The sequence below is a fragment of the Streptosporangium sp. NPDC004379 genome (assembly GCF_042873875.1).
GTDB lineage: Bacteria > Actinomycetota > Actinomycetes > Streptosporangiales > Streptosporangiaceae > Streptosporangium.
The window spans coordinates 237,819-263,844 of record NZ_JBIAMC010000007.1 but is presented as its reverse complement, the minus strand read 5'-3'; the positions used below and the strand labels follow the sequence as shown (position 1 = coordinate 263,844).

Annotated in this window: 26 protein-coding genes and 1 riboswitch; of the genes, 12 read left to right on the top strand and 14 right to left on the bottom strand. The window is 72.9% G+C overall.

Annotated elements, in window-relative coordinates; translation table 11 throughout:
- The first annotated feature begins 37 nt into the window (after window positions 1-37).
- Window positions 38-619, top strand: coding sequence for a TetR/AcrR family transcriptional regulator (locus ACFYSC_RS17925; protein ID WP_389962370.1), 582 nt, complete (start codon window positions 38-40; stop codon window positions 617-619).
- A 6-nt stretch (window positions 620-625) separates the two neighbouring features.
- Here the strand turns inward: ACFYSC_RS17925 and ACFYSC_RS17920 are convergent, their stop codons facing one another.
- Both ACFYSC_RS17920 and ACFYSC_RS17915 read right to left on the bottom strand, forming a co-directional pair.
- Window positions 626-3,475 (bottom strand): ATP-dependent RNA helicase, encoded by a 2,850-nt coding sequence (locus tag ACFYSC_RS17920; RefSeq protein ID WP_389962367.1) that lies wholly within the window; start codon window positions 3,473-3,475, stop codon window positions 626-628.
- Window positions 3,476-3,560: 85 nt separating this feature from the next.
- The gene (locus tag ACFYSC_RS17915; protein ID WP_389962364.1) at window positions 3,561-4,400 is read right to left on the bottom strand and encodes an undecaprenyl-diphosphate phosphatase; all 840 of its coding nucleotides are present in this window, start codon (window positions 4,398-4,400) and stop codon (window positions 3,561-3,563) included.
- A 146-nt stretch (window positions 4,401-4,546) separates the two neighbouring features.
- On the opposite strand from ACFYSC_RS17915, the gene ACFYSC_RS17910 reads away from it, so the two are divergent.
- Window positions 4,547-5,038, top strand: coding sequence for a SigE family RNA polymerase sigma factor (locus tag ACFYSC_RS17910; RefSeq protein WP_389962361.1), 492 nt, complete (start codon window positions 4,547-4,549; stop codon window positions 5,036-5,038).
- On the top strand, window positions 5,035-6,174 hold the full coding sequence (locus tag ACFYSC_RS17905; protein WP_389962358.1) for a hypothetical protein: 1,140 nt from the start codon (window positions 5,035-5,037) through the stop codon (window positions 6,172-6,174). The genes ACFYSC_RS17910 and ACFYSC_RS17905 overlap by 4 nt, the downstream gene beginning before the upstream one ends.
- 47 nt (window positions 6,175-6,221) lie before the next feature.
- On the opposite strand, the gene ACFYSC_RS17900 is transcribed toward ACFYSC_RS17905, so the two are convergent.
- The 3 genes from ACFYSC_RS17900 to ACFYSC_RS17890 all read right to left on the bottom strand — a co-directional run bounded on the left by ACFYSC_RS17900 (window position 6,222) and on the right by ACFYSC_RS17890 (window position 11,500).
- Window positions 6,222-7,724, bottom strand: a complete 1,503-nt coding sequence (locus tag ACFYSC_RS17900) for a M28 family peptidase (RefSeq protein WP_389962355.1) — start codon at window positions 7,722-7,724, stop codon at window positions 6,222-6,224.
- A 248-nt stretch (window positions 7,725-7,972) separates the two neighbouring features.
- On the bottom strand, window positions 7,973-9,544 hold the full coding sequence (locus ACFYSC_RS17895) for a M28 family metallopeptidase (RefSeq protein WP_389962352.1): 1,572 nt from the start codon (window positions 9,542-9,544) through the stop codon (window positions 7,973-7,975).
- Between the two features lie 222 nt (window positions 9,545-9,766).
- On the bottom strand, window positions 9,767-11,500 hold the full coding sequence (locus ACFYSC_RS17890) for a M28 family metallopeptidase (RefSeq protein ID WP_389962348.1): 1,734 nt from the start codon (window positions 11,498-11,500) through the stop codon (window positions 9,767-9,769).
- A gap of 271 nt (window positions 11,501-11,771) precedes the next feature.
- Between ACFYSC_RS17890 and ACFYSC_RS17885 the strand changes: the two genes are divergently transcribed.
- Both ACFYSC_RS17885 and lipB read left to right on the top strand, forming a co-directional pair.
- The gene (locus ACFYSC_RS17885; protein ID WP_362936580.1) at window positions 11,772-11,960 is read left to right on the top strand and encodes a PspC domain-containing protein; all 189 of its coding nucleotides are present in this window, start codon (window positions 11,772-11,774) and stop codon (window positions 11,958-11,960) included.
- A 127-nt stretch (window positions 11,961-12,087) separates the two neighbouring features.
- On the top strand, window positions 12,088-12,738 hold the full coding sequence (lipB, locus tag ACFYSC_RS17880; RefSeq protein WP_389962344.1) for a lipoyl(octanoyl) transferase LipB: 651 nt from the start codon (window positions 12,088-12,090) through the stop codon (window positions 12,736-12,738).
- 41 nt (window positions 12,739-12,779) lie between these two features.
- On the opposite strand, the gene ACFYSC_RS17875 is transcribed toward lipB, so the two are convergent.
- The 3 genes from ACFYSC_RS17875 to ACFYSC_RS17865 are packed head-to-tail and all read right to left on the bottom strand — an operon-like array spanning window position 12,780 to window position 14,769.
- On the bottom strand, window positions 12,780-13,409 hold the full coding sequence (locus ACFYSC_RS17875; protein ID WP_389962341.1) for an HAD-IA family hydrolase: 630 nt from the start codon (window positions 13,407-13,409) through the stop codon (window positions 12,780-12,782).
- Complete coding sequence (locus ACFYSC_RS17870; RefSeq protein WP_389962338.1) at window positions 13,345-14,064, bottom strand: hypothetical protein; 720 nt, start codon at window positions 14,062-14,064, stop codon at window positions 13,345-13,347. The genes ACFYSC_RS17875 and ACFYSC_RS17870 overlap by 65 nt, the downstream gene beginning before the upstream one ends.
- Entirely contained in the window at window positions 14,065-14,769 is a 705-nt protein-coding gene (locus ACFYSC_RS17865) for a hypothetical protein (protein WP_362936592.1), read from the bottom strand.
- A gap of 355 nt (window positions 14,770-15,124) precedes the next feature.
- Here ACFYSC_RS17865 and ACFYSC_RS17860 point away from each other — a divergent pair, with 355 nt between their 5' ends.
- Window positions 15,125-16,093: an anti-sigma factor RsbA family regulatory protein gene (locus ACFYSC_RS17860; protein WP_389962334.1), complete on the top strand. Its 969-nt coding sequence runs from the start codon at window positions 15,125-15,127 to the stop codon at window positions 16,091-16,093.
- Here the strand turns inward: ACFYSC_RS17860 and ACFYSC_RS17855 are convergent.
- Window positions 15,977-16,516, bottom strand: a complete 540-nt coding sequence (locus tag ACFYSC_RS17855; RefSeq protein WP_389962331.1) for an STAS domain-containing protein — start codon at window positions 16,514-16,516, stop codon at window positions 15,977-15,979. The genes ACFYSC_RS17860 and ACFYSC_RS17855 overlap by 117 nt on opposite strands.
- Before the next feature lie 48 nt (window positions 16,517-16,564).
- Entirely contained in the window at window positions 16,565-17,566 is a 1,002-nt protein-coding gene (locus ACFYSC_RS17850; protein WP_389962328.1) for an MBL fold metallo-hydrolase, read from the bottom strand.
- A 286-nt stretch (window positions 17,567-17,852) separates the two neighbouring features.
- Between ACFYSC_RS17850 and ACFYSC_RS17845 the strand changes: the two genes are divergently transcribed.
- A complete protein-coding gene (locus ACFYSC_RS17845; protein WP_389962325.1) occupies window positions 17,853-18,656 on the top strand; it encodes an SAM-dependent methyltransferase in 804 nt (267 codons plus the stop codon).
- 110 nt (window positions 18,657-18,766) lie between these two features.
- Window positions 18,767-18,849, top strand: a riboswitch (ZMP/ZTP riboswitch).
- A gap of 12 nt (window positions 18,850-18,861) precedes the next feature.
- Window positions 18,862-19,887 (top strand): bifunctional 5,10-methylenetetrahydrofolate dehydrogenase/5,10-methenyltetrahydrofolate cyclohydrolase, encoded by a 1,026-nt coding sequence (locus ACFYSC_RS17840; RefSeq protein WP_389962322.1) that lies wholly within the window; start codon window positions 18,862-18,864, stop codon window positions 19,885-19,887.
- Between the two features lie 174 nt (window positions 19,888-20,061).
- On the opposite strand, the gene ACFYSC_RS17835 is transcribed toward ACFYSC_RS17840, so the two are convergent.
- Both ACFYSC_RS17835 and ACFYSC_RS17830 read right to left on the bottom strand, forming a co-directional pair.
- Window positions 20,062-20,421, bottom strand: a complete 360-nt coding sequence (locus ACFYSC_RS17835; RefSeq protein ID WP_362936610.1) for a DUF1801 domain-containing protein — start codon at window positions 20,419-20,421, stop codon at window positions 20,062-20,064.
- A 222-nt stretch (window positions 20,422-20,643) separates the two neighbouring features.
- A complete protein-coding gene (locus tag ACFYSC_RS17830) occupies window positions 20,644-21,231 on the bottom strand; it encodes a flavoprotein (RefSeq protein WP_389962319.1) in 588 nt (195 codons plus the stop codon).
- A 290-nt stretch (window positions 21,232-21,521) separates the two neighbouring features.
- Here ACFYSC_RS17830 and ACFYSC_RS17825 point away from each other — a divergent pair, with 290 nt between their 5' ends.
- Window positions 21,522-22,400 (top strand): GNAT family N-acetyltransferase, encoded by an 879-nt coding sequence (locus ACFYSC_RS17825; RefSeq protein WP_389962316.1) that lies wholly within the window; start codon window positions 21,522-21,524, stop codon window positions 22,398-22,400.
- Between the two features lie 93 nt (window positions 22,401-22,493).
- On the opposite strand, the gene ACFYSC_RS17820 is transcribed toward ACFYSC_RS17825, so the two are convergent.
- Window positions 22,494-23,303, bottom strand: a complete 810-nt coding sequence (locus ACFYSC_RS17820) for an MBL fold metallo-hydrolase (protein WP_389962313.1) — start codon at window positions 23,301-23,303, stop codon at window positions 22,494-22,496.
- A 435-nt stretch (window positions 23,304-23,738) separates the two neighbouring features.
- Between ACFYSC_RS17820 and ACFYSC_RS17815 the strand changes: the two genes are divergently transcribed.
- Complete coding sequence (locus ACFYSC_RS17815) at window positions 23,739-23,981, top strand: cell division protein SepF (protein ID WP_362936622.1); 243 nt, start codon at window positions 23,739-23,741, stop codon at window positions 23,979-23,981.
- 103 nt (window positions 23,982-24,084) lie between these two features.
- Here ACFYSC_RS17815 and ACFYSC_RS17810 read toward each other — a convergent pair whose 3' ends face one another.
- Window positions 24,085-24,300 (bottom strand): hypothetical protein, encoded by a 216-nt coding sequence (locus ACFYSC_RS17810; protein WP_389962310.1) that lies wholly within the window; start codon window positions 24,298-24,300, stop codon window positions 24,085-24,087.
- A 147-nt stretch (window positions 24,301-24,447) separates the two neighbouring features.
- Here ACFYSC_RS17810 and epsC point away from each other — a divergent pair, with 147 nt between their 5' ends.
- Both epsC and ACFYSC_RS17800 read left to right on the top strand, forming a co-directional pair.
- Complete coding sequence (epsC, locus tag ACFYSC_RS17805) at window positions 24,448-25,236, top strand: serine O-acetyltransferase EpsC (protein WP_389962307.1); 789 nt, start codon at window positions 24,448-24,450, stop codon at window positions 25,234-25,236.
- A gap of 108 nt (window positions 25,237-25,344) precedes the next feature.
- A complete protein-coding gene (locus ACFYSC_RS17800) occupies window positions 25,345-25,707 on the top strand; it encodes an ArsC/Spx/MgsR family protein (protein ID WP_362936631.1) in 363 nt (120 codons plus the stop codon).
- Window positions 25,708-26,026 lie beyond the last annotated feature (319 nt).

The following is a 26,026-nucleotide window of genomic DNA, read 5'->3' as shown; positions in this document are numbered from 1 at the left end:
GAGGACCACCCCGTTTAGCAAGTCATCAGGAGCCGCAGTGTCCAAGGACGCCGTCGTGCCATCCCGGCAGCGGATGCGTGCCGACGCCCGCCGCAACTTCGACCGGATCGTGACCGCCGCCGGGGCCCTCGTCGCCGAGCACGGTGCCGAGGCGTCGCTGGAGGAGATCGCCCGGCGTGCCGAAGTCGGCTCGGCGACCCTGCACCGGCACTTCCCCACCCGGCGGGCCCTCCTGGAAGTGGTCTTCGAAGACCGGGTGAAGGCGCTCTGCGCCAGGGCCGATGACCTGCTCACCGCCTCCGACCCGGGAGAGGCGCTGTTCACCTGGCTTCGCGCCGTCGGCGCCCACGCCGCGGCCAACCGGGGCCTCGGCGCCTCGCTGATGAGCGGCGGCGGCGACCCGGCGCTCGGCCGTACCTGTCACGAAATGATCATCACGGCGGGCGAGGGGCTCCTCGCCCGCGCACGGGCCGCGGACGCGGTGCGCCCCGGGATCGCCGTCACCCATCTCCTGAAGCTCGTCGGCGCCATCTCCCTGGCCACCGAGCAGGAGCCCGACGGCCCGGCCGAAGCCGACCGCCTGCTGGCACTCGCCATCGACGGAGTCCGCCCGCGCTGAACCCCGTCAGCGGCGCGGGTTGGCGCGGCGGGTGGCGACCGCCGACAGGGGGTCCTCCGGCCAGGGATGCCGGGGATAGCGGCCCCGCAGCTCCGCCCGGACCGCGCGGTAGCCCTCGCGCCAGAACGTGGCCAGGTCGCCGGTGACGGCGGCCGGACGGCCCGCCGGGGACAGCAGGTGCACCACCAGCGGCACCCCGGCGATCCGCGGGGCCTCGTCCCAGCCGAACAGCTCCTGCAGCTTCGCCGCCAGGACCGGCCGGTCGCCGGAGTAGTCGATCCTGACCCGCGAACCGCTGGGCACCTCGATCCGCTCGGGGGCGACCTCCGCCAGCCGGGCATGCCACGGGACGAGGCGGTGCAGCGCGGCGGCCACGTCGACGCGCTCCAGGTCGGCGCGGCGGCGGGCGCGCGACAGCTCCGGCTCCAGCCACCGGTCGGCAGCCTCGACGAGGGCGTCGTCGTCCGTCGCGGGCCAGGGGTCGCCGAGCGCGCGCCGACAGAACGCCAGGCGCTCGCGCAGCGCGACGGCCTCGGGCATCCAGCGCAGCAGCGAGAGCCCCTCGGCGCGCAGGCCCGCGAGTACGGCGGGCCGGACGTCGGCGTCGCGCAGCGGGACCGACGACAGTTCGACGGCGCCCAGGCGCTCCACCCGGCGTGCCGAGACGTCACCGCGCCGCTCACCCGGCGGGATCCGCCAGGCGACCTCCTCGGTGGCCTCGTACAGGGACGCGGCGGCCAGCCGGGCGGTCTCCTCGTCGATCACGACGGCCTGCCTGATCCTCGCCGCCGCCGACCCCACCGGCCGGTCCGCCACCGCGATCGCCAGCCACTCCGCGTCGCCCAGCCGCGACCCGGCGGGCGGCTCCGCCGCCGTCCCCGACGCCATCAGGTACGCGCCGCCGCGCCGCCGGGCCACCCGCTCCGGGTAGGCCAGCGCCACCGTCAGCCCGGCCACGGCGTCGTCGGACCCGGGCCCGCCGGTTCCGGGGCCGCCGTCTCCGGATCGCCGCGTCCCGGAGCGGCCGGCCGCGCGTTCACCGCTCCCCGGACGGCGTGACGGTTCCGGCGCGGTCCCGTCCCGTCCGGCGTCCTCACGGGGTACGGCGCGGGCCAGGCGGGCGGCCTCCCCGCGCCAGCGGGCCGGGAAGCCGTCCCCGGGCCCGTTCCCACCCCGCCGGACGGAACGCCAGATCGCCACCAGGTCGTCACCGGCGTCCCGGGGCAGCGGCTCCGACAGCAGCGCCACCACCTCGGCGGCCCGGGGACCCGCGTCGATCAGGGCGCGGGCCAGGCGGGGGTGGACCCCGGCGGCGGCCATCATGCGGCCCCGGGCGGTGACCCGGCCTCCGGGGACGCCGGGAGCGCCGGGAGCGCCGGGAGCGCCGAGTCCCCCGGGAGCACCGGGGGCGCCGGGTCCGCCGGAGGCTCCCAGGGCTCCCAGGGCGAGGAGGGTCCGCCGGGCGGCGTCCATCGCGGCCGGCGGGGGCGGGTCGAGCAGCGCGAGACCGGTGGCCTCGGGGTCGCCCCAGCAGGCGGCCTGGAGGGCGAAGCCGGTCAGGTCGGCCAGGGCGATCTCGGGCCGCGCGTACTCGGGCAGGCGGTCGTGCTCGGCCTGCGACCAGCACCGGTACACCGTTCCCGGCGCCTCGCGGCCCGCCCGCCCGGCACGCTGAATGGCCGACGCCCGGGACGCGCGGACCGTGACGAGCGAGCCCAGGCCGCGGGCGTGGTCGGTGCGGGGCTCGCGGGCCAGACCCGAGTCGACCACGACCCGGACGCCGGGCACGGTCAGGCTCGACTCGGCGACCGAGGTGGCGAGCACGACCCGTCGTCCCCGGCCGGGGGAGAGCACCGCGTCCTGGACGCGGGCCGGGGCCTGCCCGTGGACCTGGAGGATCTCCGTGTCCCCGATGCCCCCGGTGTCCCCGCCGAGCAGCGCGGCGACCCGGCCGATCTCGCCGACCCCCGGCAGGAAGCACAGTACGTCCCCCTCCCGTTCGGCCAGGGCGCGCCGTACGACGGCGGCGACGTGGGACAGGAACGCCGGGTCCACCCGCAGGCCGCGCGGCGGCGTCACCGGGCCCGGCGGGGGCGCCCAGACGGGCGTGACGGGGTGCGCCTCACCGGAGGCCCGCACGACGGGCGCCACGTCGCCGCCGGAGACGCCGGTGCCGTACGGCGCGCCGCCGGACGCGTGGTCGCCGCCCGCCGCGCCGGAGGACGGCGTGCCCGGTGCCGTGCCGGACGAGGCGCCGCGAGGGTCACCGGACGCCGCGTCGCCGTACGGCGGGGCGCCGGAGCCGAGCAGCCGGGCCCACGGTTCGGCGTCGGCGGTGGCGGAGGCGGCGACGATCCGCAGGTCGGGACGGAGGGTGGCGCGGACGTCGAGGAGGAAGGCGAGGGCGGTGTCGGCGTCCAGGTGGCGCTCGTGGCACTCGTCCAGCAGGACGGTGCCGACGCCGGCCAGTTCGGGGTCGCGTTGCAGCCGCTGGAGCAGGACCCCGGTGGTGACGACCTCGACGACCGTGTCCGGTCCGGCCCTGCGCTCGCCCCGGACCGAGAACCCGACCTCCGCACCGACCCGGGAGTCCAGCATCCAGGCCATCCGGCGGGCCGCGGCCCGCGCCGCCATCCGGCGGGGCTCCGCGACGATCACCCTCCCCGGTTCCTGGCCGGGAACCGGCTCGCCCGCGGGTCGGCGGGCTCCGGCGAGGCCGGCCAGGACGAGCGGGACGAGCGTGGTCTTGCCCGTGCCGGGCGGCGCGGCGAGCACGGCGACGCCGCGCTCGTCCAGTGCCGCGAGCAGTTCGGGCAGGGCGTGGCGGACGGGCAGGTCGAAGCGGTCGGGACGCACCCGTCCAGTCTTCCCGATCCGGACGACCGCGCGGTCCCGGCCCTCCGGGGCGTCCGTCGTCCCGGTTGCGCCGTCCGCGCGGGTACTACGCCATGGGGTTGAGGACGCCGGAGGAGACCAGGGCGATGATGACGACGCCCAGGATGATCCGGTAGACCACGAAGCCGGTGAAGCGGTGGGTGCTGATGTACTTCAGGAACCACGCCACCGCGGCGTAGCCGACGAAGAACGAGATCACCGTCGCCAGGATGGTCGGCCCCCACTCGGGCGCCCGGCCCTCGCCGATCTTGAACAGCTCCAGGAACCCGGATCCCAGCACGGCCGGGATGGCCAGCAGGAAGGAGTACCGGGCGGCCTCCTCCCGGCGGTAGTCGAGCACCAGGCCGGCGCTGATCGTGCCGCCGGAGCGGGAGACGCCCGGGATCAGGGCCAGCGACTGGGCGAGGCCGTACACCAGGGCGTGGGTGAGGCTGAGGTTCTTCTGCAGCGTGAGCTTGTTGCGGGCGGTGCGGTCGGCCAGCCACAGGATCACGCCGAAGACGATCAGGGTGGTGCCGATCAGGCGCAGGTCGCGGAAGACCGTCTCGATGCTGTCCTTGAACAGCAGGCCCAGCACGACGATCGGGATCGTGCCGGCGATGACGTACCAGCCCATCCGCGCCGCGTGGTGGGACCGCAGGTCGGGCCGCCACAGCGACCGGGTCCAGGTGGAGATGATCTCCCAGATGTCCCGGCGGAAGTAGATCACCACCGCGGCCTCGGTGCCGAGCTGGATCACCGCAGTGAACGCCGCACCCGGGTCCTGCCAGCCCAGGAGCGCCGAGACGACTCTGATGTGGGCACTGGAGGAGATCGGCAGGAACTCCGTCAGCCCCTGTACGAGCCCGAGGACCACCGCTTCGAACCAGCCGATCAACGTGGGCACCTTCCATCCCAGCACGTGCGTGACCTACGCGAGATTAGCGGAGGTGGAGAGTCGCCGCGCCTCGGTCATTCGGTTGAGATCGCTGTCAACCGGGTGCGGGGCCCCGGCGGTAGTCATTCTCGAAGCCGTACGCGGGAGGCAAAGGAATGACTGAGTTCGCGGACTACGTCGCGCAGCGGCACGAACGGCTGCGAAGAACGGCGTATCTCCTCACCAGGGACTGGGCCGAAGCCGAGGATCTGGTGCAGACGGCGCTGGCGAAGGCGTGGACCGCCTGGCGGCGGATCGACGGCAACCCCGATCCGTACGTCTACCGGATCATCACCAACACACATGCCTCCTGGTGGCGGCGGCGCTGGCGGGGCGAGGTGCCTACCGAGGTCCTGCCGGAGCAGGCGATCGAAGGGGACTTCACCGACGGCGTCGGCGAGCGGGACGCGCTGTGGACGGCGCTCGGCGTGCTGTCCGTCCGCCAGCGGGCGGTGGTGGTCCTGCATTACTTCGAGGGGATGACCCTGGCCCAGGTGGCGGACGTGCTCGGCTGCTCGCTGGGGGCCGTGAAGAGCCAGCTCGGCAGAGCGCTGGCCCGGCTGCGGGTCGATCGGGGAATCGGGACGATGACGGAGGCGAAGCGATGATCCACGACGAGCACGACCTGAGGGACCTGCTCATCGAGCGCAGCGGGGGCGGCAGCGGGGGCGCCGCCCACCTGGAGGAGATAATCGCCAAGGGGCGCCGGATCCGGCGGCGCAGGCGTGTGGCCGCGGTCGTCGCGGCGCTGGCGGTCGTGGCCACCCCCGCACCGCTGCTGCTGCACGGTGGCCGGGGGACGGCGTCGAACATCGCGGCCACGGTGGAGGCGCCCCGGGAAGAGGGGATACGGCTGGCGGGTGCGCGGTTCGAGACGGAGGGGAAGACCGAGACTCTCTCCTTCGTCCCGAGGACGGACCGGTCCTCCTACCGGGTGAACTGCGCCGGTCCGGTGCAGACCTTCGTACGCTTCGGGAACCGGGTCGATCGCAGCGACTGCGGAAGCGATCGGGGGCGTCAGCGGACCGCGCTCGGCACGCTCGAAGGAGCCGGGGAGGGGACCGCCGCCGAGATCCAGGCGTTCACCGTACGGACCTCGCAGGTTCCACCGGAGATCATGAGGAAGACGACGCTCACACCGGAGGATTTCGACCGGGTGCTGGCGGGCGCCGCACCCGGACCCGGCTTCTGGGAGATCGCGGTCCACGACGGCGGTGTCTCCACCCGATCCTGCTCGCCGGACATCTGCCTCGACAACGGCACGATGCCCGCGACGAAGGGCGAGCGGAATCTGGGCGGTCTTCCCGACAGCCACACGGTCGAGAGCCGCTCCTACACGAAGATCAACAAGAGGTTCCGGGTGAAGGCGGCGACAAGCGGGCCGGGCTCGGTGTACGTCCGATGTGAGGACGCGGACATGTACGCGTTCATCTGGCCGGGCGTCCGCGACGGCGGCGTGCTCGCCGTGGCGCGGCCGTGCGGGCCGAAGCCGGCGAAGTGGGACTTCCTGAGCAGCGACGGCGTCACGGTCGCGGTGGTGCCACGCGACCGGGTGCCGTCGGGGACGGACTTCATGTCCGATCTGCAGAAGAGCGCGGAAACGGCCGAGGGGATCCTCGACGGGCTCGCTCCCGCCCCCGGGAACTGGGATGTCGCCGTCCAGCAGTGGGATGTACCCGCACCGCAGGCGGATCGTTCCTCCGGCCCCGGCGAGGAGGGGGCCACCTTCACCTCCGAGCACTGACCTTCCGGTACGGCTCCCGCCGCGGGGCGGGAGCCGTACCGGGGCTCCTAGCGGGTGATCTTCACGTCGTCGATGCCGGCCTCGACGAGCGAGGCGGTGGAGGCGTCGGCGGCCTCGACGAGGATGCGGACGGTCTGCCCGGCGTAGGCGGAGACGTCCGCCTCGGCCGCGGCCCAGGCCCCGTCGCGGTTGGCCGCCGCGCCGAGCTGCTGGAAGACCTGGGTGGTGGTGGAGCCGACGACCTTGACGCGCAGGTAGTCGGCGCTGGAGGAGTTGGAGCCGTGCGCGAGGTACCACGAGAAGCCCAGCTTGAGCGGGCCGCCCGACGGCAGCGTGATCGGCGGCGACTGCACGGTGGTGGTGCCGCCGTCGATGTCGTGGTCACCGGCCGAGGCCCCGGCCAGACGTCCGGTGACCAGGTCGTTGACGCCGCTGACCGTGGTGCCGAGCTGCTTGGCGCCGCTGGAGGCGGTGGCCTCGGGGTCGCCGCGCTCCCACTGCCCGGCGGTGGCGGTGTCGGTGCCGGACGGGTTGACGGTCCAGCCGGTCGCCGTCTCGAAGGTGTCGGAGTAGACCGTCACCGGCGGGGTGGCGGTGGCGATCGTCCACACGGCGTAGGCGATCGCGTCGGCGTTGCGGTTCAGTGCGGTGTCGTTGACGTTGGAGACGGTGTCGCACGAGCGGTGGTAGCAGGAGTCGAACGCCGCGCCCGCCGTGCCGCCCCACAGGCTCGCCTGGGAGCTCGACTTGATGCCCTCGGCCCCGGTGAACGTGCCGCCCGCCGGAATGCCGACGCTGATGAACGGCCCGTAGTCGGAGCGTCCGTCGAAGTCGGTGCCCCGGGTCGGCACGCCGATCGAGGCGAAGTAGGCGGCGAGCGTCGCCTCCAGCTGCGCCGAGCCGGCCGGGCCGGGGCCCGAGCCCACGCCGTCGGAGTTGTCGCCGTCGTAGATGAAGTAACCGGGGTTGGGAGAGCCCACCATGTCGAAGTTCAGGTAACCCTTGATCTTGGACCGTTCGGTGGACGGCAGGTTGTTCACGTAGTACTGCGAGCCGCGCAGGCCCAGCTCCTCCGCGCCCCACCAGGCGAAACGCAGGTGCTTGGACGGCGCCAGCCGCTGGCGGGAGACCTCCAGCGCGGTCTCCAGGATGGCGGCGCTGCCGGAGCCGTTGTCGTTGATGCCCGGTCCGGCGGTCACGCTGTCGAGGTGCGCGCCGACCATGAGGACGTCGTTCGCGTCGCCTCCGGGCCAGTCGGCGATGACGTTGTAGCCGGTCGCCCCGTTGTAGCTGAACGACTGCAGGGTGGTGGTGAAGCCCGCGCCGTCCAGGAGGTTCCTGACGTAGTTCGCCGAGGCGAGATAGCCGGGGCGGCCATGGGCGCGGTTGCCGCCGTTGGCGGTGGCGATCGACTGGAGCTGGGTGAGGTGGGCCTTGACGTTCGTCAGCGAGATGTCCGGCGGGGCGGCCGCCGAGACGGCCGGTGCGGTGAGCGCCAGCGGGACGGCCAGGATCGCCGCCGCCCCGATGCTCCACAGTTTGCGCATCATGCTCCTCGGGTTGGGAGGTGAGGGGATCCCCCGATCGGCGCGCGCCTTCGTGGGGCGCGTGCCGTACAACCTGGTGGTGCGCCTGCGCGCCGCGGACGCGGCGCGTTCGGTGTGGTTCCGATGTGGTTCTGGTCCGGTCCGGTGCGCCGTGGACACGGCGCGGGTGCGGCCCGGTGCGCCGCGGAGGCGACGCCCGGTGTGGTCCTGTGTGGTCCGGCCGCGCCGCGGGGACGGCGCGGCCGGGTGGGTCAGCTCGCCGCGCCGTGGGCCGGGGTCCGCGCCGGGGCGGCGGCGGCCTTGGCCTGGGCGGCGGCGTTCCGGTCGGGGATGCCGGTCAGGTCGTAGGCGTACCGCGCGGTCGCGTAGGCGACGGCCCTGGCGTTGCGGTCGAGGGCGGCGGCGTTGACGTTGGCGATGGTGTCGCACACGTCGTGGTAGCAGGGGTCGTACGGCCGGCCGGCCGTGCCGCCGAAGCGGGCGGCCTCCTCGGCGGTCTTGATCCCCTCGGCGCCGGTGAAGATGCCGCCGGACGGGATGCCGTTGGCGATGAACGCGCCGTAGTCGGAGCGGCCGTCGAAGTCGGTCCCCTTGTACGGCAGGCCGCGCTTGCCGTAGTACCGCTCGAAGACCTTCTCGATTCCGGAGGAGCCGTCCGGGCCGGGGCCCGAGCCCTCGGCGTCGGAGTCGTCGCCGTCGTAGAGGAAGGTGACGTCGTTCGGCGAGGCGATCATGTCGAAGTTGAGGTAGAGCCGGATCCGGTCCCGCTCGGCCTGCGACAGTCCCGCGACGTACTGGTCGGAGCCGAGCAGGCCCAGCTCCTCGCCGGCCCACCAGGCGAACCGAAGCCGGTTCTTGGTGGGCAGGTGCGCCGTCTTCAGCGCGGTCTCCAGGATGGCGGCGCTGCCGGAGCCGTTGTCGTTGATGCCAGGACCCGCGGGGACGCTGTCGAGGTGGGCGCCGGCCATCACGACCTCGCCGGCGGCGCCGTACCGGGACTCGGCGATGAGGTTCTTCGCGTGGCCGACCGTGGTCTTGGCGTCCACCTTCAGGTGGACGACCGTGCCCGGGTCACGGGCCAGGTCGAGGCCGACGGCGGTGCTCGTGATGACGATCGGGAAGCCGAAGCGCCATTCGCGGATGTCGAACCCGAACGGGTCGGTACGGCCGGGCTGGCCCTCGTTGAAGAAGATCACGCCGGCCGCGCCCGCGGCCTTCGCGTTCGTGGCCTTGTCGATGAACGCGCAGGTGCCGCGCTGGATCAGGGCGATCCGGCCGGGGACGAATCCAGCGAAGTCGGAGCTCTCGCAGCCCGCGGTGGAGGTGTTGGGGACGGGCGCGGGCGGGATGACCGGGTCGACGACCTGGATCTCCGCGGTGACGTCCCCGCCGTCGGACGGGGTCACGGTGACGAAGTCGGTGGGGTTGGCGTACGTCTTCGCCTCGGGGGAGACCTTCTGCAGGACCGAGGGGGAGAACTCCTCCCACTTGATCGGGAACTCGACGTCGGTGGTGGACACCTTGTAGCCGGCCCGGGTCACCTTGTCCCTGATGTAGGCCAGCGAGGCGTCGTAGCCGGGCGTGCCCACGGCCCGGTTGCCGCCGTTGGCGCCGGCGACGGCCTGGAGCGCGTCGAGGTGCTTCTTGACGTTCTGGCCCTTGACCAGGTGGGCCACGGCCTCCGCCAGGATGTCGGAGACGCCGGACGCGGCGGGCGCGGCGGTCCCGGCCGTCGCGGCGGGTGCCGCGAGGGCGAGGGGAAGGGCGACGGCCGTGACCAGGACGGCCGTCCTGACCGTGCCGCGGCGTGACGTAAGGCGCATTGCGCTCCTCGGGAGGTGGAACGTGGAAGGTCCCCCGTGTGTACTAAGGCGGAACGTACCGTCATAAACGGCCCGCGCCTAGATCCTCCCGAACGGGGATGTGAAACGTTATGGGGCTCCCCTGGTCGCCGCGGCACGGCCCGCGCGGGCCCCTTCCGGTCCCGCGGTGCGGCCTGCTTCCCGGGTACGGCTCCCGCCCGGCGGGAGCCGTACCCGGGGTCCTCAGAGGAGCCGGTCGGATCCCCAGTTGATCCTGACGTCGTCGACGCCGGCCTCGACGAGCGAGGGGTTGGCCTCGTCCGCGGCCTCGATGAGGATGCGGACGGTCTGACCGGCGAACTGGGAGATGTCCGTCTCCGCGGTGGCCCAGGCGCCGTCGCGGTTGGCGGGCTGGCCGAGCCGTTCGAACACCTGGCGCTTGTCGCGGCCGACGACCGAGACGCGGAAGTAGTCGGCGTCGGTGGCGTTGGCGGCGTGCGCGAGATACCAGGAGAAGGAGAGCTTCAGCGGCCCGCCGGCCGGCAGCGTGATGGGCGGCGACTGGATGCTCGTCCTGCCTCCGTCGATGTCGTTCGCGCCCGCGGACGACCCGGCCCGCCGCCCGGTGACCAGGTCGTTGACGCCGCTGGTCGTGGTGCCGAGCTGCTTGGGGCCCTCGTAGGAGGTGGCCTCGGGGCGGCCGCGCTCCCACCGGCCGCTGGTGGCGGTGTCGGTGCCCGCGGGATTGGTGATCCAGCCGGTCGCCGACTCGAACTCGTCCTGCCAGACGGCCTTCGGGGGCGCGCTCAGCGAGAGCGTCCACACGGCGTAGGGGACGGCGCCGGCATTGCGGCCGAGCGCGGTGTCGTCGATGTTGGAGGTGGTGTCGCACTGCTGGTGGTAGCAGGAGTCGAACGGCCTGCCCGCCGTGCCGCCCCACAGCTGGACCTGGGTCAGGGACTTGATGTCCTCGGCCCCGCTGAAGACGCCGCCCACCGGGATGCCCGCGGCGAGGAACGAACCGTGGTCGGACCGGGCGTTCAGCTGGACCTCCGCGACGGGCACGCCGATGGAGGCGTAGTAGGCCCGGAAAGTCCGCTCCAGCTCCTCGGAGCCCTCCGGGGCCGGGACCCCGGTGGTGTTGTCGGCGTTGCCGCCGTTGTAGACGAAGTAGCCGGGGTTGGGGGAGCCGATCATGTCGATGTTCAGGTACGCCTTGATCTTCGCGCGCTCGGCGGCCGTGAGGTTGTTCACGTAGTGGGCCGAGCCGCGCAGGCCCAGCTCCTCCGCGCCCCACCAGGCGAACCGCAGGTGCCTGGTGGGTTTCAGCGCACGGCGGGAGACCTCCAGCGCGGTCTCCAGCAGGGCGGCGCTGCCGGAGCCGTTGTCGTCGATGCCCGGTCCGGCGTTCACGCTGTCGAGGTGCGCGCCCAGCATGAGGACGTCGTCGGGGTCGCCTCCGGGCCAGTCGGCGATGACGTTGTAGCCGGTCAGGCCGCCGTAGGTGAACGGCTGCAGGGTCGTGGTGAACCCGGCGCCGTCGAGGAGGTTCTTGACGTAGTTCGCCGAGGCGAGGAAGCCGGGGCTGCCGTGGGCGCGGTTGCCGCCGTTGGCGTCGGCGATGGCCTGGAACCGGGCCAGGTGCGCCTTGATGTTCGCCAGCGAGAGGGTCGGCACGGGGAGCGGGGTCGCCGTCGGCGGGGCGAACGTCGCCGGGGCGAACGTCGGCGGAGTGAGGGGCGGGATGAGCGTCGGCACCGCGAGGTCCGGGGGAGCCGTCCGGGCCGGCGCCGGGACGGCGTGCGGCGTCGCCGGGGGAGCGGCGCCCGGGGCTGTGACCGGGACGGCGTGCGGGGCCGCCGGGAGCGTGGCGACGGGCGGCACCGTCGGCGGGGCGGCCGCCGAGACGGCCGGTGCGACGAGCACCAGGGGCACGGTGAGGATCGCCGCCGTTCCGGCGGTCAGGTGGTTGCGCATTCATGCTCCTCGGGTCGGAAAGGACGTGCGGGGCACTCCGAGGGGCGCGCACCCCCGTAAACCGTAAGCGGCGTAAAACCCCGAGGCGGGTCTGACGCGCCGGTCGGGAACGCGAAGGCGGACACGGGTTTTACCAGGTGAAGCGGGTCGCTTCCGGGAAAGGCGAGGCCGGCGCGACCCTGTCAGGGTTTTCTCAGGGTCTCGTGGGGAACGTGGACGTCTCGGGCCCTCGTTGAACGGGGTGGAAACGACGACTCGGAAAGAGGAAGAAATGCACCGTTCGGTCAACCACAAGGTCATCGCCGGCGTCTGCGGCGGGATCGCGGAGAGCCTCGGCGTGCCGCCCACCCTCGTCCGGGTGCTGTGGCTGATCCTCTCGCTCCTTCCCGGGCCGATGTGGGTCGCCTACGTCGTGCTGTGGATCGTCATGCCGAAGGCCTCCGCGGCCCCCCGTTACTAGAAGCCGCCCGCTACCGGGAGCCACCCGAACCGAAGGCGGCCCTAACCGGGAGCCGCCCGAACCGGAGGCCGGCCGCCGACGGAGGGCGGCCGCCGCCGGGACCCGCAGGGGAAAATATGCTGGGGGCATGAGGCAACGTCCCCTGTCGCTGATCCAGGACGAGCTGGTCGAGTACGAGAAGGCCATGGAGCGGATGACCGACCTGGTCGGCGGAAGGCAGCGCGACGAGCGCCCCGACGCCCTCTGGCTCCTCAGCCACCCGCAGGTGTACACCGTCGGGAAGCGTACGCTCCAGGAGCACCTGCCCGATCCGTCCCACGGCATCCCGGTGGTGACCACGGGCCGCGGCGGGCAGCTCACCTACCACGGCCCCGGCCAGCTCGTCGGCTACCTGATCGTCAAGCTCGACGAGACCGAGAAGATCGTCGACTACGTCCGGGAGGTCGAGCTGCGCCTCGTCCGCGCGCTCGGCGCGCTCGGCGTCCCGGCCGAGCGCCGCGACACCCCGCCCGGCGCCGAGCTGCTCACCGGGGTGTGGACCGTCGAGACCGGCCGGAAGATCGTCTCGATCGGCATGCGGCAGAGCCGCGGCGTGACCAGCCACGGGTTCGCCCTCAACGTCGAGGGCGACCTGTCCCCGTGGAACTGGGCGGTGCCGTGCGGCATGCCGGAGGTCGACATGACCTCCCTGAGCCGCGAGATCGGCTCCCCGGTCGGCATGGACCGGGTCCGGGCCGCGGTCGCCGAGGCGTTCGAGGCGTCCTCCGAACCGGTCTGATCCCTTCAGGTCGAGGCGTCCCCCGAACCGGTCTGACCCCTTCAGACGGTTCCGAGATGGGTGACGGTCCGATGGACCGGGACCTCCGGGACGCACGCCGCCCCGGTGCGGTTCACCCAGCAGAAGTCCACCCCGGCGGCCCGCGCGCAGGCGCCGTCGCTCGCCGGGGAGTCGCCGACCATCAGCGCGTCGCCGGCCTCGGCCTCCAGCAGGCCGAGGGCGTGGTGCAGCAGGTCGCCGTCGGGCTTGCGCATGCCCACCTCGGGCGCGATCACCACGTGCCGGAAGAACCCCCCGATACGGGTACGGCGCAGCTTGGCCCGCTGCACGTCGGCCAGGCCGTCGGTCACCAGTGCCAGGGGGAGGCGCCGCGCCAGCCGCCGCAGGGCGGCGCGGGCCTCGGGGAACAGGGCCACGTGCCGCCCGAGCGCGTCCTCGAACGCCGCCGCCACCCCGCGGGGGGCGCCCAGCCGTGCCCAGCGTTCCAGCCGGAGCTCCGCCAGCGTGATCCGGTGTTCGCGGTAGGCGGCCCAGAGCGGCTCGTTGGCGGCGTGGAAGGCCGTCAGGAACTCGGCGTGGTCCATCCGGAAGAACCGGTGGCGGACCTCAGCCAGCGCGGCGCGCTCCGTCCGGGCATAGTCGACCACCGTCCCGTCCAGGTCGACCAGCATCACCCGGTGCCGACCCGCCCTCGCCGAGCCCATCGCGCTCCGACAGCCGGAGGATCTCCTCGACCGTCGCCGCGTCCACCGCGTAGATGTGCGGAACGTCGACGAAGACCCTCATCGCCCCACAGCCCACTCCGAGGTCTTCGGCGACCTCGCCCTGGATACTACGCAGCGGCACGTAGTTCAGGTAGGAGGTGAGGGCGTTCTGTGACCGGAAGGCCGCGGTCATCGCCAGCCGCCCCTCGCGGAGCCGGAAGGCGAGGCTGGTCAGGCAGGGCACCGCGTCCGGCGGCTCACCGGGGACGGTCAGGGAGATCCAGGCGCTCTTGGTGTACGGCTTGGCGCGCAGCACGCCGGCCGCCCAGCGGAGCTGGTCGACGCCGAGGAGCTGCCGGAGCCGGCCTCCGTAGCTGTACTTGAACGGCGGGATCACCACGCGCTCACTGAACTTCCTGGAGTACGGCGGGATCTTCCGGGCGTCGCCGTAGGAGCGCAGGACCGGGTCGTCCCAGCCGAGGCCGGTGATCTCGAACAGCGCCGGCGGGGCCTCGAGGACCGGGCCGCGGTCGTCCTCGGCGGGCAGGCCGTGGCGTCGCACGTGGCGCATCAGCCAGATCCACGTCTCCCCACAAGACGCGAATCTGAGGTAGTCGGACATTCAGGTCTCCACGTTGGGGAAATGGTAGGGATTGTGGGGAAGCCTGCGGCGGCGGGAGACGTTCGCGCGGACGTAGTAGATGAAATAGTGGATCAGCGCGATCAGTCCGATGACCACCATGAGCAACGCCGGATTGGGATCGGCGCCCACCAGGCCGAGCACGCCGACCGCCATGTAGGCGCCGTTGACCACGGCGAGCATCATCACGTTGACGCCCGGCCAGGCGAGCGGCGCGTACGTCTCGGGATAGCGGGGGTCCACCGGCAGGTTGGGGGTCCAGCCCAGCGCGGACAGGTGGTCCTTGAGCTGGACGACGTAGAGCAGGCGGAAGTTGTTGATGGCGCGGGCGGTCCGCATGTGGGCGTTCACGGCCTCGATCAGCCGCAGGAACGGCAGCATGTTCAGCAACCCGAACGCGGTGACCATCGCGAACAGGTAGCCCGGCACACCGTCCCACGAGGTCAGCGCCCGGGGGTCGATCACCTTCGTGCTGGCCAGCGCGATCGCGGCGGCGAACGGCGCCGACAGCAGGCTCATGGAGAGCCTGGTCATCTTGAGCCGTTCGTCCTTGGCGGAGAGGTAGACGTTATAGGTCCCGGTGAAGTCGACGGCCACGAGCTGGAGGAAGTCCTTCGGCTCCACGGGCAGGTCGTCCAGCCGCTCGGGCAACGACTCCGCGGTCATGCGCGGCACCATTTTTCGCATCGGGACCCACTTTCGTGATGTAGTGGACCGTCCCTGGTGACACGATTTTGACGCACCTGTCAGCGCCGCGCGCAGGGTTTCGCGACATCGTTCGAGAAGTTCTCTTTTTTCATTATTTTTCTTGCTTTTTATAGTTAATTCGGCTGACCGCTCCACGGCAGGTGTGCCTCCCCGCGCACGGGGCACGAGAACGCGAGGGCCGTCGTCCCGGGACTCCGGCTCGGGGATCGGAGACCGGGACGCCCGCCGGAGCCGGCTGTTCCGGCGGCGCGTCGTCCGGCGGCCCTCCGCGGTCGCGGCACCGCGCATCCGGGCATCCGGGCCGCCGCGGCCCCGCAAGGACGGGTTGGAGCCGATGGACATCACCGGAACACACGACACACTCACGGGATCCGCGAAGACGCCGGGGCTGCACCACGAGCTCTATCTCTACTCCGGGGAGGCGCAGTTCCTCTCCGGGGCGCTGTCCTTCATCGAGGACGCCCTGACGGCCGACGAGGTCGTCCTGGTCTCCGTGCCCGAGCGGAGGGAACGGATCCTGCGCGCGGCGCTTCCCGCCCCCGACCCTCGCGTGGCGTTCATGGACTCCTCCCGGCTGGGCCGCAACCCCGCCCGGCTCATCCCCGCCTGGCAGCGGTGGACCGCCGAGTGGGCGGGGAGGGGACGACCGGTGCGCGGCATCGGGGAGAGCGGCTGGGACGGGCGGAACGCCGCGGAGACCATTGAGCTGTGCTACCACGAGTGGCTGCTCAACGTGGCGTTCACCGCCTCGCCCGACTGGTGGCTGCTGTGCCCCTGCGACACCGCCGCGGTCGGCGCCCGGACCGTGCGGGAGATCGCCCGCTGCCACCCGTTCGTCCTGGAGCGGGGCGTCCACCGCGGGCACGCGGCGTACAGCGCCGACCCCTTCGTCTGGGACGAGCTCGAACCCGCCCCCGGCCCCCTCGAGGAGATCCCCTACGGGCCGGGGGACCTCGCCGCGGTCCGTGACGCGGTCACCTCCCGCGCCGCGCCGTACGGGCTGCGGAGGGAGCGGCTGAAGGAGGTCCTCGTCGCGGTCACCGAGGCGGCCGCCAACAGCATCGTCCACGGGGGAGGGCACGGCGTCCTCCGCGTCTGGACGTGGCGGGGCACGTTCGTGTGCGAGTTCCGTGACGAGGGGGTGATGGCCGACCCGATGGCCGGCCGCAGGCTCCCCGAGGCCGGGTCACTGGGCGGCCGGGGTCTCTGGCTGATCCACCAGCTGTGCGACCTGGTCCAGATCCGGTCCGCCCCCGGGACCGGCACGGTCATCCGGCTGCACATCGACCTCGATCCGTACTGATCCCGGTTCCGGTTCCGGCCGGCCGGGGTCCCGTTCCGGACCCGTGTCCGCCGCCGTCTCGAAACGCTCCACGGCCTCGGCCGTGGAGGCCGCCGTCTCGAAGTAGGGCAGCAGGCCGGTGATCCGCAGCATGTGGAGCAGGGCGCTGGACGCGCCGGCCAGCACCATGCGGGTCCCGGCCTCCCGGCTCCGGCGCATGCCCCACAGCAGTCCGGCCATTCCGGTGGAGTCGCAGAAGGTGAGCCCGGCGAGGTCGAGGACGAGCAGCTCCGGCGGGCCGGAGTCGCGGTCCAGGGCCCGGGCGAGCTCTCGTTGGAACATCTGGGCGTAGTCGTAGTCGAGTTCACCGGTGGTACGGACGACGGTGACGACGCCGTACGAGTCCGATGATATGAGGAGCGCCGTCGCGCCTTCGGATGACATCAGGGGGCTCCTTAGACCCGCAGTTCTCAGGGCGGGTATCCATCCGTCTTACCAGGTATACGGGCTGCGGGGCGGGATATGACCCGTTTCTGCGGTGATTCTTTCCCGTCCTCCACGGCCCGGGACTCCGTCCGCGCCGCCGGCTCCGGCTGCGGATCCGGTTCCAGGGCCGCCCGGGGCGCTGTCCGGGGCCTCGTTCAGGGCGCTGTCCGGGGCGCTCGGGGCGTCGTCCGGGGCGTCGTCCAGGGCGAAGCGGAGGTAGCGCTCCGCGGAGCGGCGCACGGCCGCGGCGCCGTCGGTGCGGACGACCCGTTTCCACCACCCGCCGTAGACGCGGTCGAAGCCGTACGGCTCCAGCAGCGACAGAGCCCGGCGGACCGTGCGGGGACGCTCCGGGATGAGGTTCGGATAGCTGTACATGAAGCTCACCCAGCGGCGGTCGGGCACCACCTGGAGGATGTCGCCGGAGAACAGCGCGCCCCGGCCGTTCTCGCCGTCACGCCAGTGCATCACCTGCCCGCCGTCGAAATGCACCCCCGCGTTGATCAGCGTGAGGCCCTCGGCGATCTCGTGCGTGTCGCCGTCCCAGAAGACGACCGACTCGTCGGGGCGGGCCACCCACCGGCGGTCGGCCGAGTGGATGTGGATCGGGGCGTCGAAGACGTGCGCCCACTCCACCATCGTGCCGTAGAAGTGCGGATGGCTGATCGCGATGGCGTCGATCCCGCCCAGCTCGTTCACCTGTCTGATCAGGTCGTCGTCCAGGTGGGTGACCATGTCCCACAGCACGTTGCCGGACGGGGTGCGCACCAGCAGCGCCCGCTGCCCGATGGCCGTGGCCGGGTCGGTGCCCACCCCGAACACGCCCGCCCCCTCCTCGGCGACCACGGACCGGTGCCCGGCTCCGCGCAGCTCGCGCAGGGAGGTCCAGCGCTGCCCCTCCCAGCCGACGTACTGCCGCTCGTCCTCGCAGATCGGGCAGTCGTCACGCGGTTCGCCGTACTGGACCCCGCAGGTCACGCAGATCGGCAGATCGCTCACGTCGTCCACATCGTTCCTCCTCCGGCTCGCCGATGGATCCTCACCGCGACGGGGGCCTTCCAAACCGGGGCCGACGGCCTTCCCGGACGGGCCCCTCCTACCCCGGGAGAGCCGGTTCTCCCAGTAGGACCGGTTCCGGGCGACCGCCGCGCGGTCTTCACTCGGGCCGACGCCCGCTCCGGACGCCGCGGGGGAATATGAGCCGTGAAAATGTGAGGAGTTCTCGGCTTTGGTCCGCCATAATCTTCGCCCGCTCCTTTATGATCGGCGGAAACGCGTGAAGGTGGGATGAGACGTGAGCGCTGTGCCCGAGGGGATCGACCCGGCGGTTCCGAGCGTTGCCCGGATCTACGACTACCTCCTGGGCGGCAAGGACAACTTCGCCTCCGACCGGGCCGCGGCCGAGAAACTCATCGAGATCACGCCGAACGTCCGGGAAGGGGTCCGGGCCAACCGGCGTTTCCTGCGCAGGGCCGTACGGTTCATGGCGGAGCAGGGGATCCGGCAGTTCCTCGACGTCGGCGCGGGCCTGCCCACGCAGGAGAACGTGCACCAGGTGGCGCTGGGAGCCGACCCCGACTCCCGTACGGTCTACGTCGACAACGACCCCATCGTGCTCACCCACGGGCGCGCCCTGCTGGCCGAAGACCAGCGGACCATCGTCGTGGACGGAGACCTCAGGGAACCCGAGGCCGTCCTCGACGACCCCCGCGTCACCAAGCATCTCGACTTCACCCGGCCGGTGGGCGTCCTCCTGCTCGCCGTACTGCACTTCGTCCCGGACGACGACCTCGCCGAGCGGATCGTCGCGACGCTGCGCGGCCGGCTCGCCCCCGGCAGCGCCGTGGCGATCAGCCACCTGTCCTTCGGGGACCTCGACGAGAACACCGTCCGCCAGGGGCGCGAGCTGTACACCCGGACCGCCGCGGGCTCCCCGACCCCCCGCACCCACGCGCAGATCCTGCGTTTCTTCGACGGCTTCGAACTGGTGGAGCCCGGCCTGACGACGACCGAGGACTGGCGTCCCGAGGCGGACGAGCCCCGCCTCCCCAAGATGCCCGGCGTCGACGGCTACAGCGGGGTCGGGCTGCTGCGCTGACGGACGCGCCGCCCCGGCCGGCCGTCGGCCGGTCGAGACGACCGGCGGGGCCGGCCGACGCGGATGATCGGCGGGGCCGATTGGCGGGGAAGGGCGGCGATCGGGCATCCTGGAGGCCAAGCGACTGGCGGCACGGGGATGGCGTCAACCATCGGGGAGCTCGTCGTGGGGGTCGACCGCCTGGGCACCCACTCCGAGGAGACACATGTCCCAGCCTCCGTACGGTGACCCCGCGCCCGTGACCTCCGGCTCCTCCGGCTCCTCCGGCGACGCCGCACCCACCGCTTCCGGCCCGTCCGGTTCTCCCGCCGCCTCCGCCGTCTCCGGCGACGCCGCGCCCACCGCGCGGCTCCTTCCCGGCGGTCCGGTGGCCGAGCGGATCCTCGCCGAGGTGGCCGGACGGGTGGCCGCCCTGGTACGGCGGGGCGTCACGCCCGCCCTGGCGACGGTCCTCGTCGGTGACGACGACGCCAGCGCCGGATACATCCGCATCAAGCAGCGCCAGGCGGCCGAACTCGGCTTCGCCTCCCCGCACGCGCACCTGCCCGCGGACGCGACCCAGGCCGACCTGCACTCCGTCATCGAGTCCTTCAACGCCGACCCCGCGGTGCACGGGCTGCTCGTGCAGTACCCCGTCCCGGCGCACCTGGACTACGACCGGGCGCTGATGGCCGTGGACCCGGACAAGGACGTCGACGGCATGCACCCGCTCAACATGGGACGGCTCGCGCTCGGGCTGCCCGGTCCGCTGCCCTGCACCCCGGCGGGCATCGAGGAACTCCTCGCCCACCACGGCATCCCGGTGTCCGGCCGGGAGGTGGTCATCCTCGGCCGGGGGGCGACCCTCGGCCGCCCCCTGGCGATGCTGCTCGGGCAGAAGCGGCCCACGGCCAACGCGGCCGTCACGGTGGTCCACACCGGGGTGCCCGACTGGACCCGCTACACCCGGCGCGCCGACATCCTGATCGCCGCCGCCGGGGTGCCGGGCATCATCCGGCCCGAGCACGTCAAACCGGGCGCGGTCGTGATCGGCGGCGGCGTGCGCTACGCCGGACGCCGTCTGCTGCCCGACGTGGACGAGTCCTGCGCCCAGGTGGCCGGCGCCATCACCCCCAGGGTCGGCGGCGTGGGCCCGACGACCGTCGCCATGCTGTTCCGCAACGCGGTCGCGGCGGCGGAGCGCGCCACGGCCGCCGCGAACGGCCCCGGGGACCGGAGGATCTCCGGCTGACCGGTCCTCTGCGGGATCCGGGGGCTCTGGCCGGCCGATCCTCTGTGGGACCCGGGGGTCTCCGGCCGGCCGGTCCTCCGGGGGGCCCGGGGCCTCCGGTCGATCGGCCGTCCCGCCCGCGCCCGCGGCCGCGGCCGCGGCCGCGGGCGCGGGCGCGGGCGCGGGCCGGCTCCGTCACTGGTCCATGAGTTTGATCCAGTCGTTCACCAGCTTCTCAAGGGTCTCCCGGCCGGCCTCCACCTCGGCCATGGAGTGGAACTTGACGTAGGCCCTGCCCTTGGGGCCCGCCTCCAGCAGTCCGGTCTCGTCGCTGAGCAGCGACCCCTTGTGGAAGATGACCGCGACGTAGTTCTTCACCCGGGGGTTGAGGCTGGCCATGTCCTCCTTGTAGAAGAAGCTGGGGCCGCCCCACTTGACGTCCTCCTCGATGTCAGGGCTCACCTTGGCGATGATGTCCCTGACGGCCACGATCTCGGCCTTCATCGGGTGGTCGAGCTTGCTCAGGAAATCGTCTACTTTCTTCGTGTCACCCATGGTCGAAACGGTATGCACGCGTGGTGCGCGCGGCCACTTCCTCCGCGTGATTCTGGGGTGTGGCGTTCCGATTCAGGGGTATGCCCGTCCGCCCGGTCCGGCGGTGATCCGGCGAGGGCGCTCCGGCCGCGTCAGGGCTCCGGGGCCGCGGTGAGGTGCTCCGTTTCCGGTCGCCGACCTGGTGGAGGCCCGTTCCGGGGGACCCGGGGACCGTCCCGGGAATCAGGGGCCGCTCACCTCGCCGGGTGTCTCCCGGCGCAGCCGTCCGAGGGCGTCGAGGGCCCGCGCCCACGGCCGGTCCTCCGGGTCCCCGGTCCGGTCGTGGACGGCGGGGGAGCCGGACCCGTCCTGCCCCTGCTTCCACCCCTGCCCGGACAGGATCGAGACGCCCTCGGCCCGCAGGCTCTCGACGCTCCGGCGGAAGGGCGCGCGGGAAGCGAGGGCGTCGTTGACGAACGGCAGTACGACCACCGGGATGCCCAGGCCCGGAGCCTCGGCGAGGAGCCCGAGGGCGTAGGTGTCGGCGATGCCCAGCGCGAACTTGTTGATCGTGTTGAAGGTGGCCGGGGCGACGATGATCGCGTCGGCTCGCGGAGGCTTGGGCTCGTCCGGCCTGCGGTAACGGCTGCGAACCGGACGGCCGGTCTGCCGTTCCAGGGCGGGGACGTCGATGAAGTCCAGGGCGGACGGGGTGGCGACGATCTGGACGACCCACCCCTCTTCCTGGGCGAGCCGGACGAGGCGGCCGACCTCACCGGCCCCGCCGGAAGCGCACACGATGACGTACAGAACGCCGTTTCTTGTGCTCATGGCGACACTGCGTGTCGCGGCTCGGGGTAGTGCTTATTGCGACGCTGGCGCGTCGCGGCTCGGGGGCTCTTACCCGGTGTCTTCCCTCGTCTCTCCGTCGCTTCGCTCCTGCGTTCCTCAGTCCAGACACCGGCGCCCCCTCGCGGGTCCGGGCAGCGGCGCCCCCGAGCGGGTCCGGGCAGCGGCGTTTCTGAGGTGGGTCCAGGCACTGGCACTCCTGAGCGGGTCCTTCGGTCCTGTGAGCGGTGTTCCTCGCGGGAGACTGGTTTCGGGTGATGGGAGGGGACGAAGTGCACGATGTCATGGACATGGGGACGCCTCGGCGGCGGGGGGCCTTCCAGGCCGGGTCCGCCTGGCGGATCGAGCGGTGTGCGGCACTGGCCTGGCCGACCGCGGTCACCGAGGAGCGGGAGGGGTGGCTGCTCCGGCACAGTCCGGGCGTGACGCGGCGGCGCTCCAACTCCGCGCTGCCGCCGCCCGCCCCCGTGACCTCGATCGAGCACGTGGAGAGGTTCTACCGCGACCGGGGTGCCCCGGTCCGCGTCCAGATCAGCCCGGCCGAGCACCACCGGGATCTGGACGCCCGGCTGGCCGGCCTCGGCTACCACGTCGAGAGCGGGGTCGCCGTCCTCTCCGCGGACACCGGGGACGTCCTCGCCGCCACGTCGTCGGCCGATACGGCGCAGGCGGGCGCGGCGGGGACGACGGGGGCCGCGGCGCGTGAGGCCGTGACGCGGGCGGGCACGGCATCGGCGGGCGCGGCGCGGTCCGTGCCGGTCGAGGTGGCGGGCGAGCCGGACCGGTGGCTCGCCGTCTTCGCGGACCTGGACGGCCACTCCGACAGTGAGACCGTCGGCAGGGAGGTCATCTCGCGGGTCGCCGGGCCCGCCGCCTTCCTGAGCGTCTCGCACGAGGGACGGGCCGCCTCGATGGGGATGGTCGTCGCCGACTCCGGTTGGGCCGGTGTCTTCTGCATGGCCACCCGGCCGGACCTGCGACGCCGGGGGCTGGCGGCCGCCGTGCTGGGGGCCGGCGCGCGCTGGGCGGCGGAACAGGGCGCCGACCGGCTGTACCTGCAGGTGGAGAAGGACAACCGGGCGGCCCTCGCCCTCTACGAGCGGATCGGTTTCACCTACTCACACGGCTACCACTTCCGGACCCTCCCCTGAGTCCGTCTCCGAGGCCGCTCGGAGGCCGCCTCCGGTGCCGGTGCCGGTGCCGCCTCGCGGACGGCTGCGCGGACGGCGTCCGTTCGGAGCGCGTCAGGCGGTGGCGTGGCGCTGGAACTCCCAGGGGTCGTGGGCGGAGAAGACCTCCACTTCGTCGCCGTGGTCATGGGTGAGGGCGCGCAGCCGGTCGCGGCTGCTCAGCCGCAGCCCGGGGTCGACCTGGGAGTCGTTCTGGAGGATGTCCATCAGCGGGTGTGGTTCCGGCTCCCCGGCCCGCAGCTCGCCGTGGTAGAAGTACGCGTCGCCCGCGTGCAGCAGCCACCGGTCCTGATCCCGTACGGCCACGCCCGCGTGACCGGCGGTGTGCCCGCCGAGCGGGATCAGCAGGATCTCCGGGGGCAGTCCTTCCAGGGTCCGCGCGCCGCCGAAGCCGAACCAGGACTCCCCTTCGCCCGCGCCGTAGGTGACCCAGTGCGGCCGGTGCGCCCAGTGCGCCGGGCGGTAGCGCCGGCTGGGGGCCTCGGCCATCGCCGCCCGCAGCTCCGCCTCCATGACGTGGACGCGGGCGTCCGGGAAGTCGGGCAGGCCGCCGCTGTGGTCGACGTCGAGGTGGGTCAGCACGATGTGCCGCACGTCGGCGGGCGAGTGGCCCAGGCGTTCGATGCGGCGCAGGGCGGTCTCCGCCGGGTCGAGCGCCGGCCCCACCAGCTCCGCCCACTCCGCCTCCAGTGAGGTCGCGGGGTCCCGGATGTCGCCGAGCCCGAGGCCGGTTTCGACGAGGACCAGGCCGTGGGCGTCGGTCTCGATCAGCAGGCAGTGGCAGACGGCTGCCGCGGGCCGCGGGCCGTCGTAGGTGGCCTCGACCTCGCGCATGGAACTGCAGTTGAGGTGGTGGATCTTCATCGGTGTCCTTCCGTACGGGGCGGCGGAGATCATGCCGCGTTGTGCCCCGTGTCCGAGTGCAGGGTGTGACGTCGCATCGGTGTGGGTGTGTGGCAGGGCTTTGGAGGAGCCCTGCGCCGGCGAGGAGTGCTCCGTCTGGCGCGTGCGACGTCCTCGGCCCGGCTCGCGCCATGCCGTAGACGCTAGACCGATCGGTTCATTAATTTCAAGTAGACCGATCTACCTATTTTTAGGATCCTCGGGGGCCTTCGACCCAGGACGCCGGGGCGCGGGCGGTGACCGGACATCGCGCGTCACGTTCGGCCACCGCTTCCGGCGTGCCGGCCCCGGCCACCGCTTCGGGCGCGCCGCGTTCGGTGGCCGCATCCGGCGTGCCGCGTCCGGACGCATCCCGGCGCGCCTTGACCGGGGCCGTGAACAGGGCAGACTGGAGCGGTGATCAAAACGCTCCGCCCGCAGAACTACAACGAGGCGCTCCATGTGGGGCACTTCTTCCGCACGGGCACACCGGTGGTGATGGACCTCACCGAGCTGCCGGACGACGAGGCCAAACAGTTCGTCGACTTCGCCGCCGGCCTGGTGTTCGGCAGGAGAGGGGACATGGACCGGCTCTCTCCCAAGGTGTTCCTGCTCATGCCCGCCGGGATGGCCGCCCCCGCCGATGACGGGGTCCGATAGGCGGCTGACGGGAAACGGCCTCCGGGCGGCCGTCGTGCCGTTCCCGAGGCGACCACCGGGCTCTCACCGTGGTGTTCCCCGGCGGCACCCGGCGGGCGTCGGCTCAGGGATGACGTCTGTCGGCCCGCCGCATCTCCTGGATGAGCGGCCTCGTGTCGACGCCGCCGTACGCCCGGTGGAGCCGGGCGCCTGTCAGCAGGCTGGGCGGCACGGAGATCCGCCGCTGCTCGGGGCGTCCTCTGAGCCTGAGTACGTCGGCGGCCCAGATCACTCCCGCCCCGCCGAACAGGACGACGAGGACCCATGTGAACGCGTTCATTCCACATCCCTTCCGGGGATCGGGGAGCCGTGTGCCTTCCCTGCGATCAACGGTAACTCCCGGCCCTGCCGGGCGCGATCGTCGCGCCGCCGGCGGCCGGGGACCGCGCCGTCACATGATCCGCACACCGTGAGAACGGATGGCGGCATGCGGGCACGCGCGAAGAAGCGGGCCGGATCCGGCGCCCCCGACGATGAGGTGATGTACCAGCCCCACCCGGCACACGGGAGCCCCGCCGAGCCGACGCCGCGCGGAGACCGCCCCCGGGAGTTGCTGCGCACCCTGGGGGAGGACCTGCGGACGATCGTCGAGCGGGACCCGTCCGTCCGCAGTCGGTGGGAGGCGCTGCTGCACCCGGTGCTGCCGGCGATGTGGCTGCACCGGGTCGCCCACCGGCTTCACCGGCGCGGCCGGCGGCTGCCCGCCCGGCTGCTGATGCTCCTCGCGCGCGGGTTCACCGGGGTGGAGATCCACCCCGGTGCGGTGCTCGGGCGCAGGGTGTTCGTCGACCACGGAGCGGCGGTGGTGATCGGGGAGACCGCCGTCGTGGGCGACGACGTGACCATCTACCACCAGGTGACGCTGGGCGCGGTCGGGTGGTGGCGCGACAACCGGCGGGCCGCCGGGGAGCGGCGGCACCCGGTGATCGGCGCCCGCGTGGTGCTGGGCGTCGGCGCGACCGTCCTCGGCCCGGTGCACGTGGGAGACGACGCCGTCATCGGGGCACGGGCGCTCGTTCTCGGAGACGTGCCCGCCGGCGGGCGGGCCCTCGCCCCGGTCAGGGCCGTGTCACCGGGGCAGGGGGTGTCACCGGGGCCGGTGACCCCGGCGGTGCCGCCGGTGCCGCGCCGGGGGTGGGCCCCGCGGCCGGGACGTCCCGGCGCGGGGCACGCGCAGGCGCACGCCGGGGCGGGCGAGGCGACCGGAACGACGTGACCGCGTCCGGATGGACATCTTTCCGCCGCTCGCCTCTACGCTGCTGGGAAGACCCGCTCCCCGAGTTCCCGCCGCGTACCCGCCGCCCAGGCGCCGAAGGATGACCATATGGAGATCTGGATCAACCCCGACTGCTCCAAGTGCCGTTCCGCGCTGTCCGTCCTGGATTCCGAGCGGGCCGGTTACACCGTCCGCCGGTATCTGGAGGACCCGCCCAATGAGCTGGAGCTCCGCGAGGTGCTGACCCGGCTCGGCCTCGACCCCTGGGACATCGCCCGGCTGGGCGAGCCGGTGGCCGCCGAGATCGGCCTGGCCGACTGGCCCCGTACCCCCGCGGACCGCGACCGCTGGATCCGGGCGCTGGCCGCCCATCCCGTCCTGATCCAGCGTCCCATCATCACCACCGACGACGGATCGGCCGTCGTCGGCCGCAGCGAGGAGGCCGTCCGCTCGGTGCTCCCGCGCCGGTAGCCGTCGCCGACCCGATGCCGGCCGGCGGCGGAGCGCCCGTCGCCGCCGACCGGCACCGGACCGGCCGAGCCGGTCCGCGGTCGACGCGCGGCCGGTGAGGGGGTGCCGAACCCGTCGGCGTGCCTGACATGGGAGCGTCGAACCCGCCGTCGCGTCCGGGTGCCGGACCGGCCGGACCGGTCGTCGTGGCCGGTCGGTGAATTACGGCGGACGGAATTCACGGCGGCCGGCCCGGTGGAATTCGGGCAGTACGGAGTCCGACGGCGGGCACTGCGGAAAACCGCTCCGTCTCATGTGCCCGGGTACGGCGATCCCAGCC

What these genes read in the sequence shown, in the direction of transcription:
- ACFYSC_RS17910 (WP_389962361.1), top strand. Translation starts at nt 4,547, where the DNA reads ATGACTGAGTTCGCGGACTACGTCGCGCAGCGGCACGAACGGCTGCGA.
- ACFYSC_RS17905 (WP_389962358.1), top strand. Translation starts at nt 5,035, where the DNA reads ATGATCCACGACGAGCACGACCTGAGGGACCTGCTCATCGAGCGCAGC.
- ACFYSC_RS17900 (WP_389962355.1), bottom strand. Translation starts at nt 7,724, where the DNA reads ATGATGCGCAAACTGTGGAGCATCGGGGCGGCGGCGATCCTGGCCGTC.
- ACFYSC_RS17895 (WP_389962352.1), bottom strand. Translation starts at nt 9,544, where the DNA reads ATGCGCCTTACGTCACGCCGCGGCACGGTCAGGACGGCCGTCCTGGTC.
- ACFYSC_RS17890 (WP_389962348.1), bottom strand. Translation starts at nt 11,500, where the DNA reads ATGCGCAACCACCTGACCGCCGGAACGGCGGCGATCCTCACCGTGCCC.
- ACFYSC_RS17885 (WP_362936580.1), top strand. Translation starts at nt 11,772, where the DNA reads ATGCACCGTTCGGTCAACCACAAGGTCATCGCCGGCGTCTGCGGCGGG.
- lipB (WP_389962344.1), top strand. Translation starts at nt 12,088, where the DNA reads ATGAGGCAACGTCCCCTGTCGCTGATCCAGGACGAGCTGGTCGAGTAC.
- ACFYSC_RS17875 (WP_389962341.1), bottom strand. Translation starts at nt 13,409, where the DNA reads ATGCTGGTCGACCTGGACGGGACGGTGGTCGACTATGCCCGGACGGAG.
- ACFYSC_RS17870 (WP_389962338.1), bottom strand. Translation starts at nt 14,064, where the DNA reads ATGTCCGACTACCTCAGATTCGCGTCTTGTGGGGAGACGTGGATCTGG.
- ACFYSC_RS17865 (WP_362936592.1), bottom strand. Translation starts at nt 14,769, where the DNA reads ATGCGAAAAATGGTGCCGCGCATGACCGCGGAGTCGTTGCCCGAGCGG.
- ACFYSC_RS17860 (WP_389962334.1), top strand. Translation starts at nt 15,125, where the DNA reads ATGGACATCACCGGAACACACGACACACTCACGGGATCCGCGAAGACG.
- ACFYSC_RS17855 (WP_389962331.1), bottom strand. Translation starts at nt 16,516, where the DNA reads ATGTCATCCGAAGGCGCGACGGCGCTCCTCATATCATCGGACTCGTAC.
- ACFYSC_RS17840 (WP_389962322.1), top strand. Translation starts at nt 18,862, where the DNA reads ATGTCCCAGCCTCCGTACGGTGACCCCGCGCCCGTGACCTCCGGCTCC.
- ACFYSC_RS17835 (WP_362936610.1), bottom strand. Translation starts at nt 20,421, where the DNA reads ATGGGTGACACGAAGAAAGTAGACGATTTCCTGAGCAAGCTCGACCAC.
- ACFYSC_RS17830 (WP_389962319.1), bottom strand. Translation starts at nt 21,231, where the DNA reads ATGAGCACAAGAAACGGCGTTCTGTACGTCATCGTGTGCGCTTCCGGC.
- ACFYSC_RS17820 (WP_389962313.1), bottom strand. Translation starts at nt 23,303, where the DNA reads ATGAAGATCCACCACCTCAACTGCAGTTCCATGCGCGAGGTCGAGGCC.
- ACFYSC_RS17810 (WP_389962310.1), bottom strand. Translation starts at nt 24,300, where the DNA reads ATGAACGCGTTCACATGGGTCCTCGTCGTCCTGTTCGGCGGGGCGGGA.
- epsC (WP_389962307.1), top strand. Translation starts at nt 24,448, where the DNA reads ATGCGGGCACGCGCGAAGAAGCGGGCCGGATCCGGCGCCCCCGACGAT.
- ACFYSC_RS17800 (WP_362936631.1), top strand. Translation starts at nt 25,345, where the DNA reads ATGGAGATCTGGATCAACCCCGACTGCTCCAAGTGCCGTTCCGCGCTG.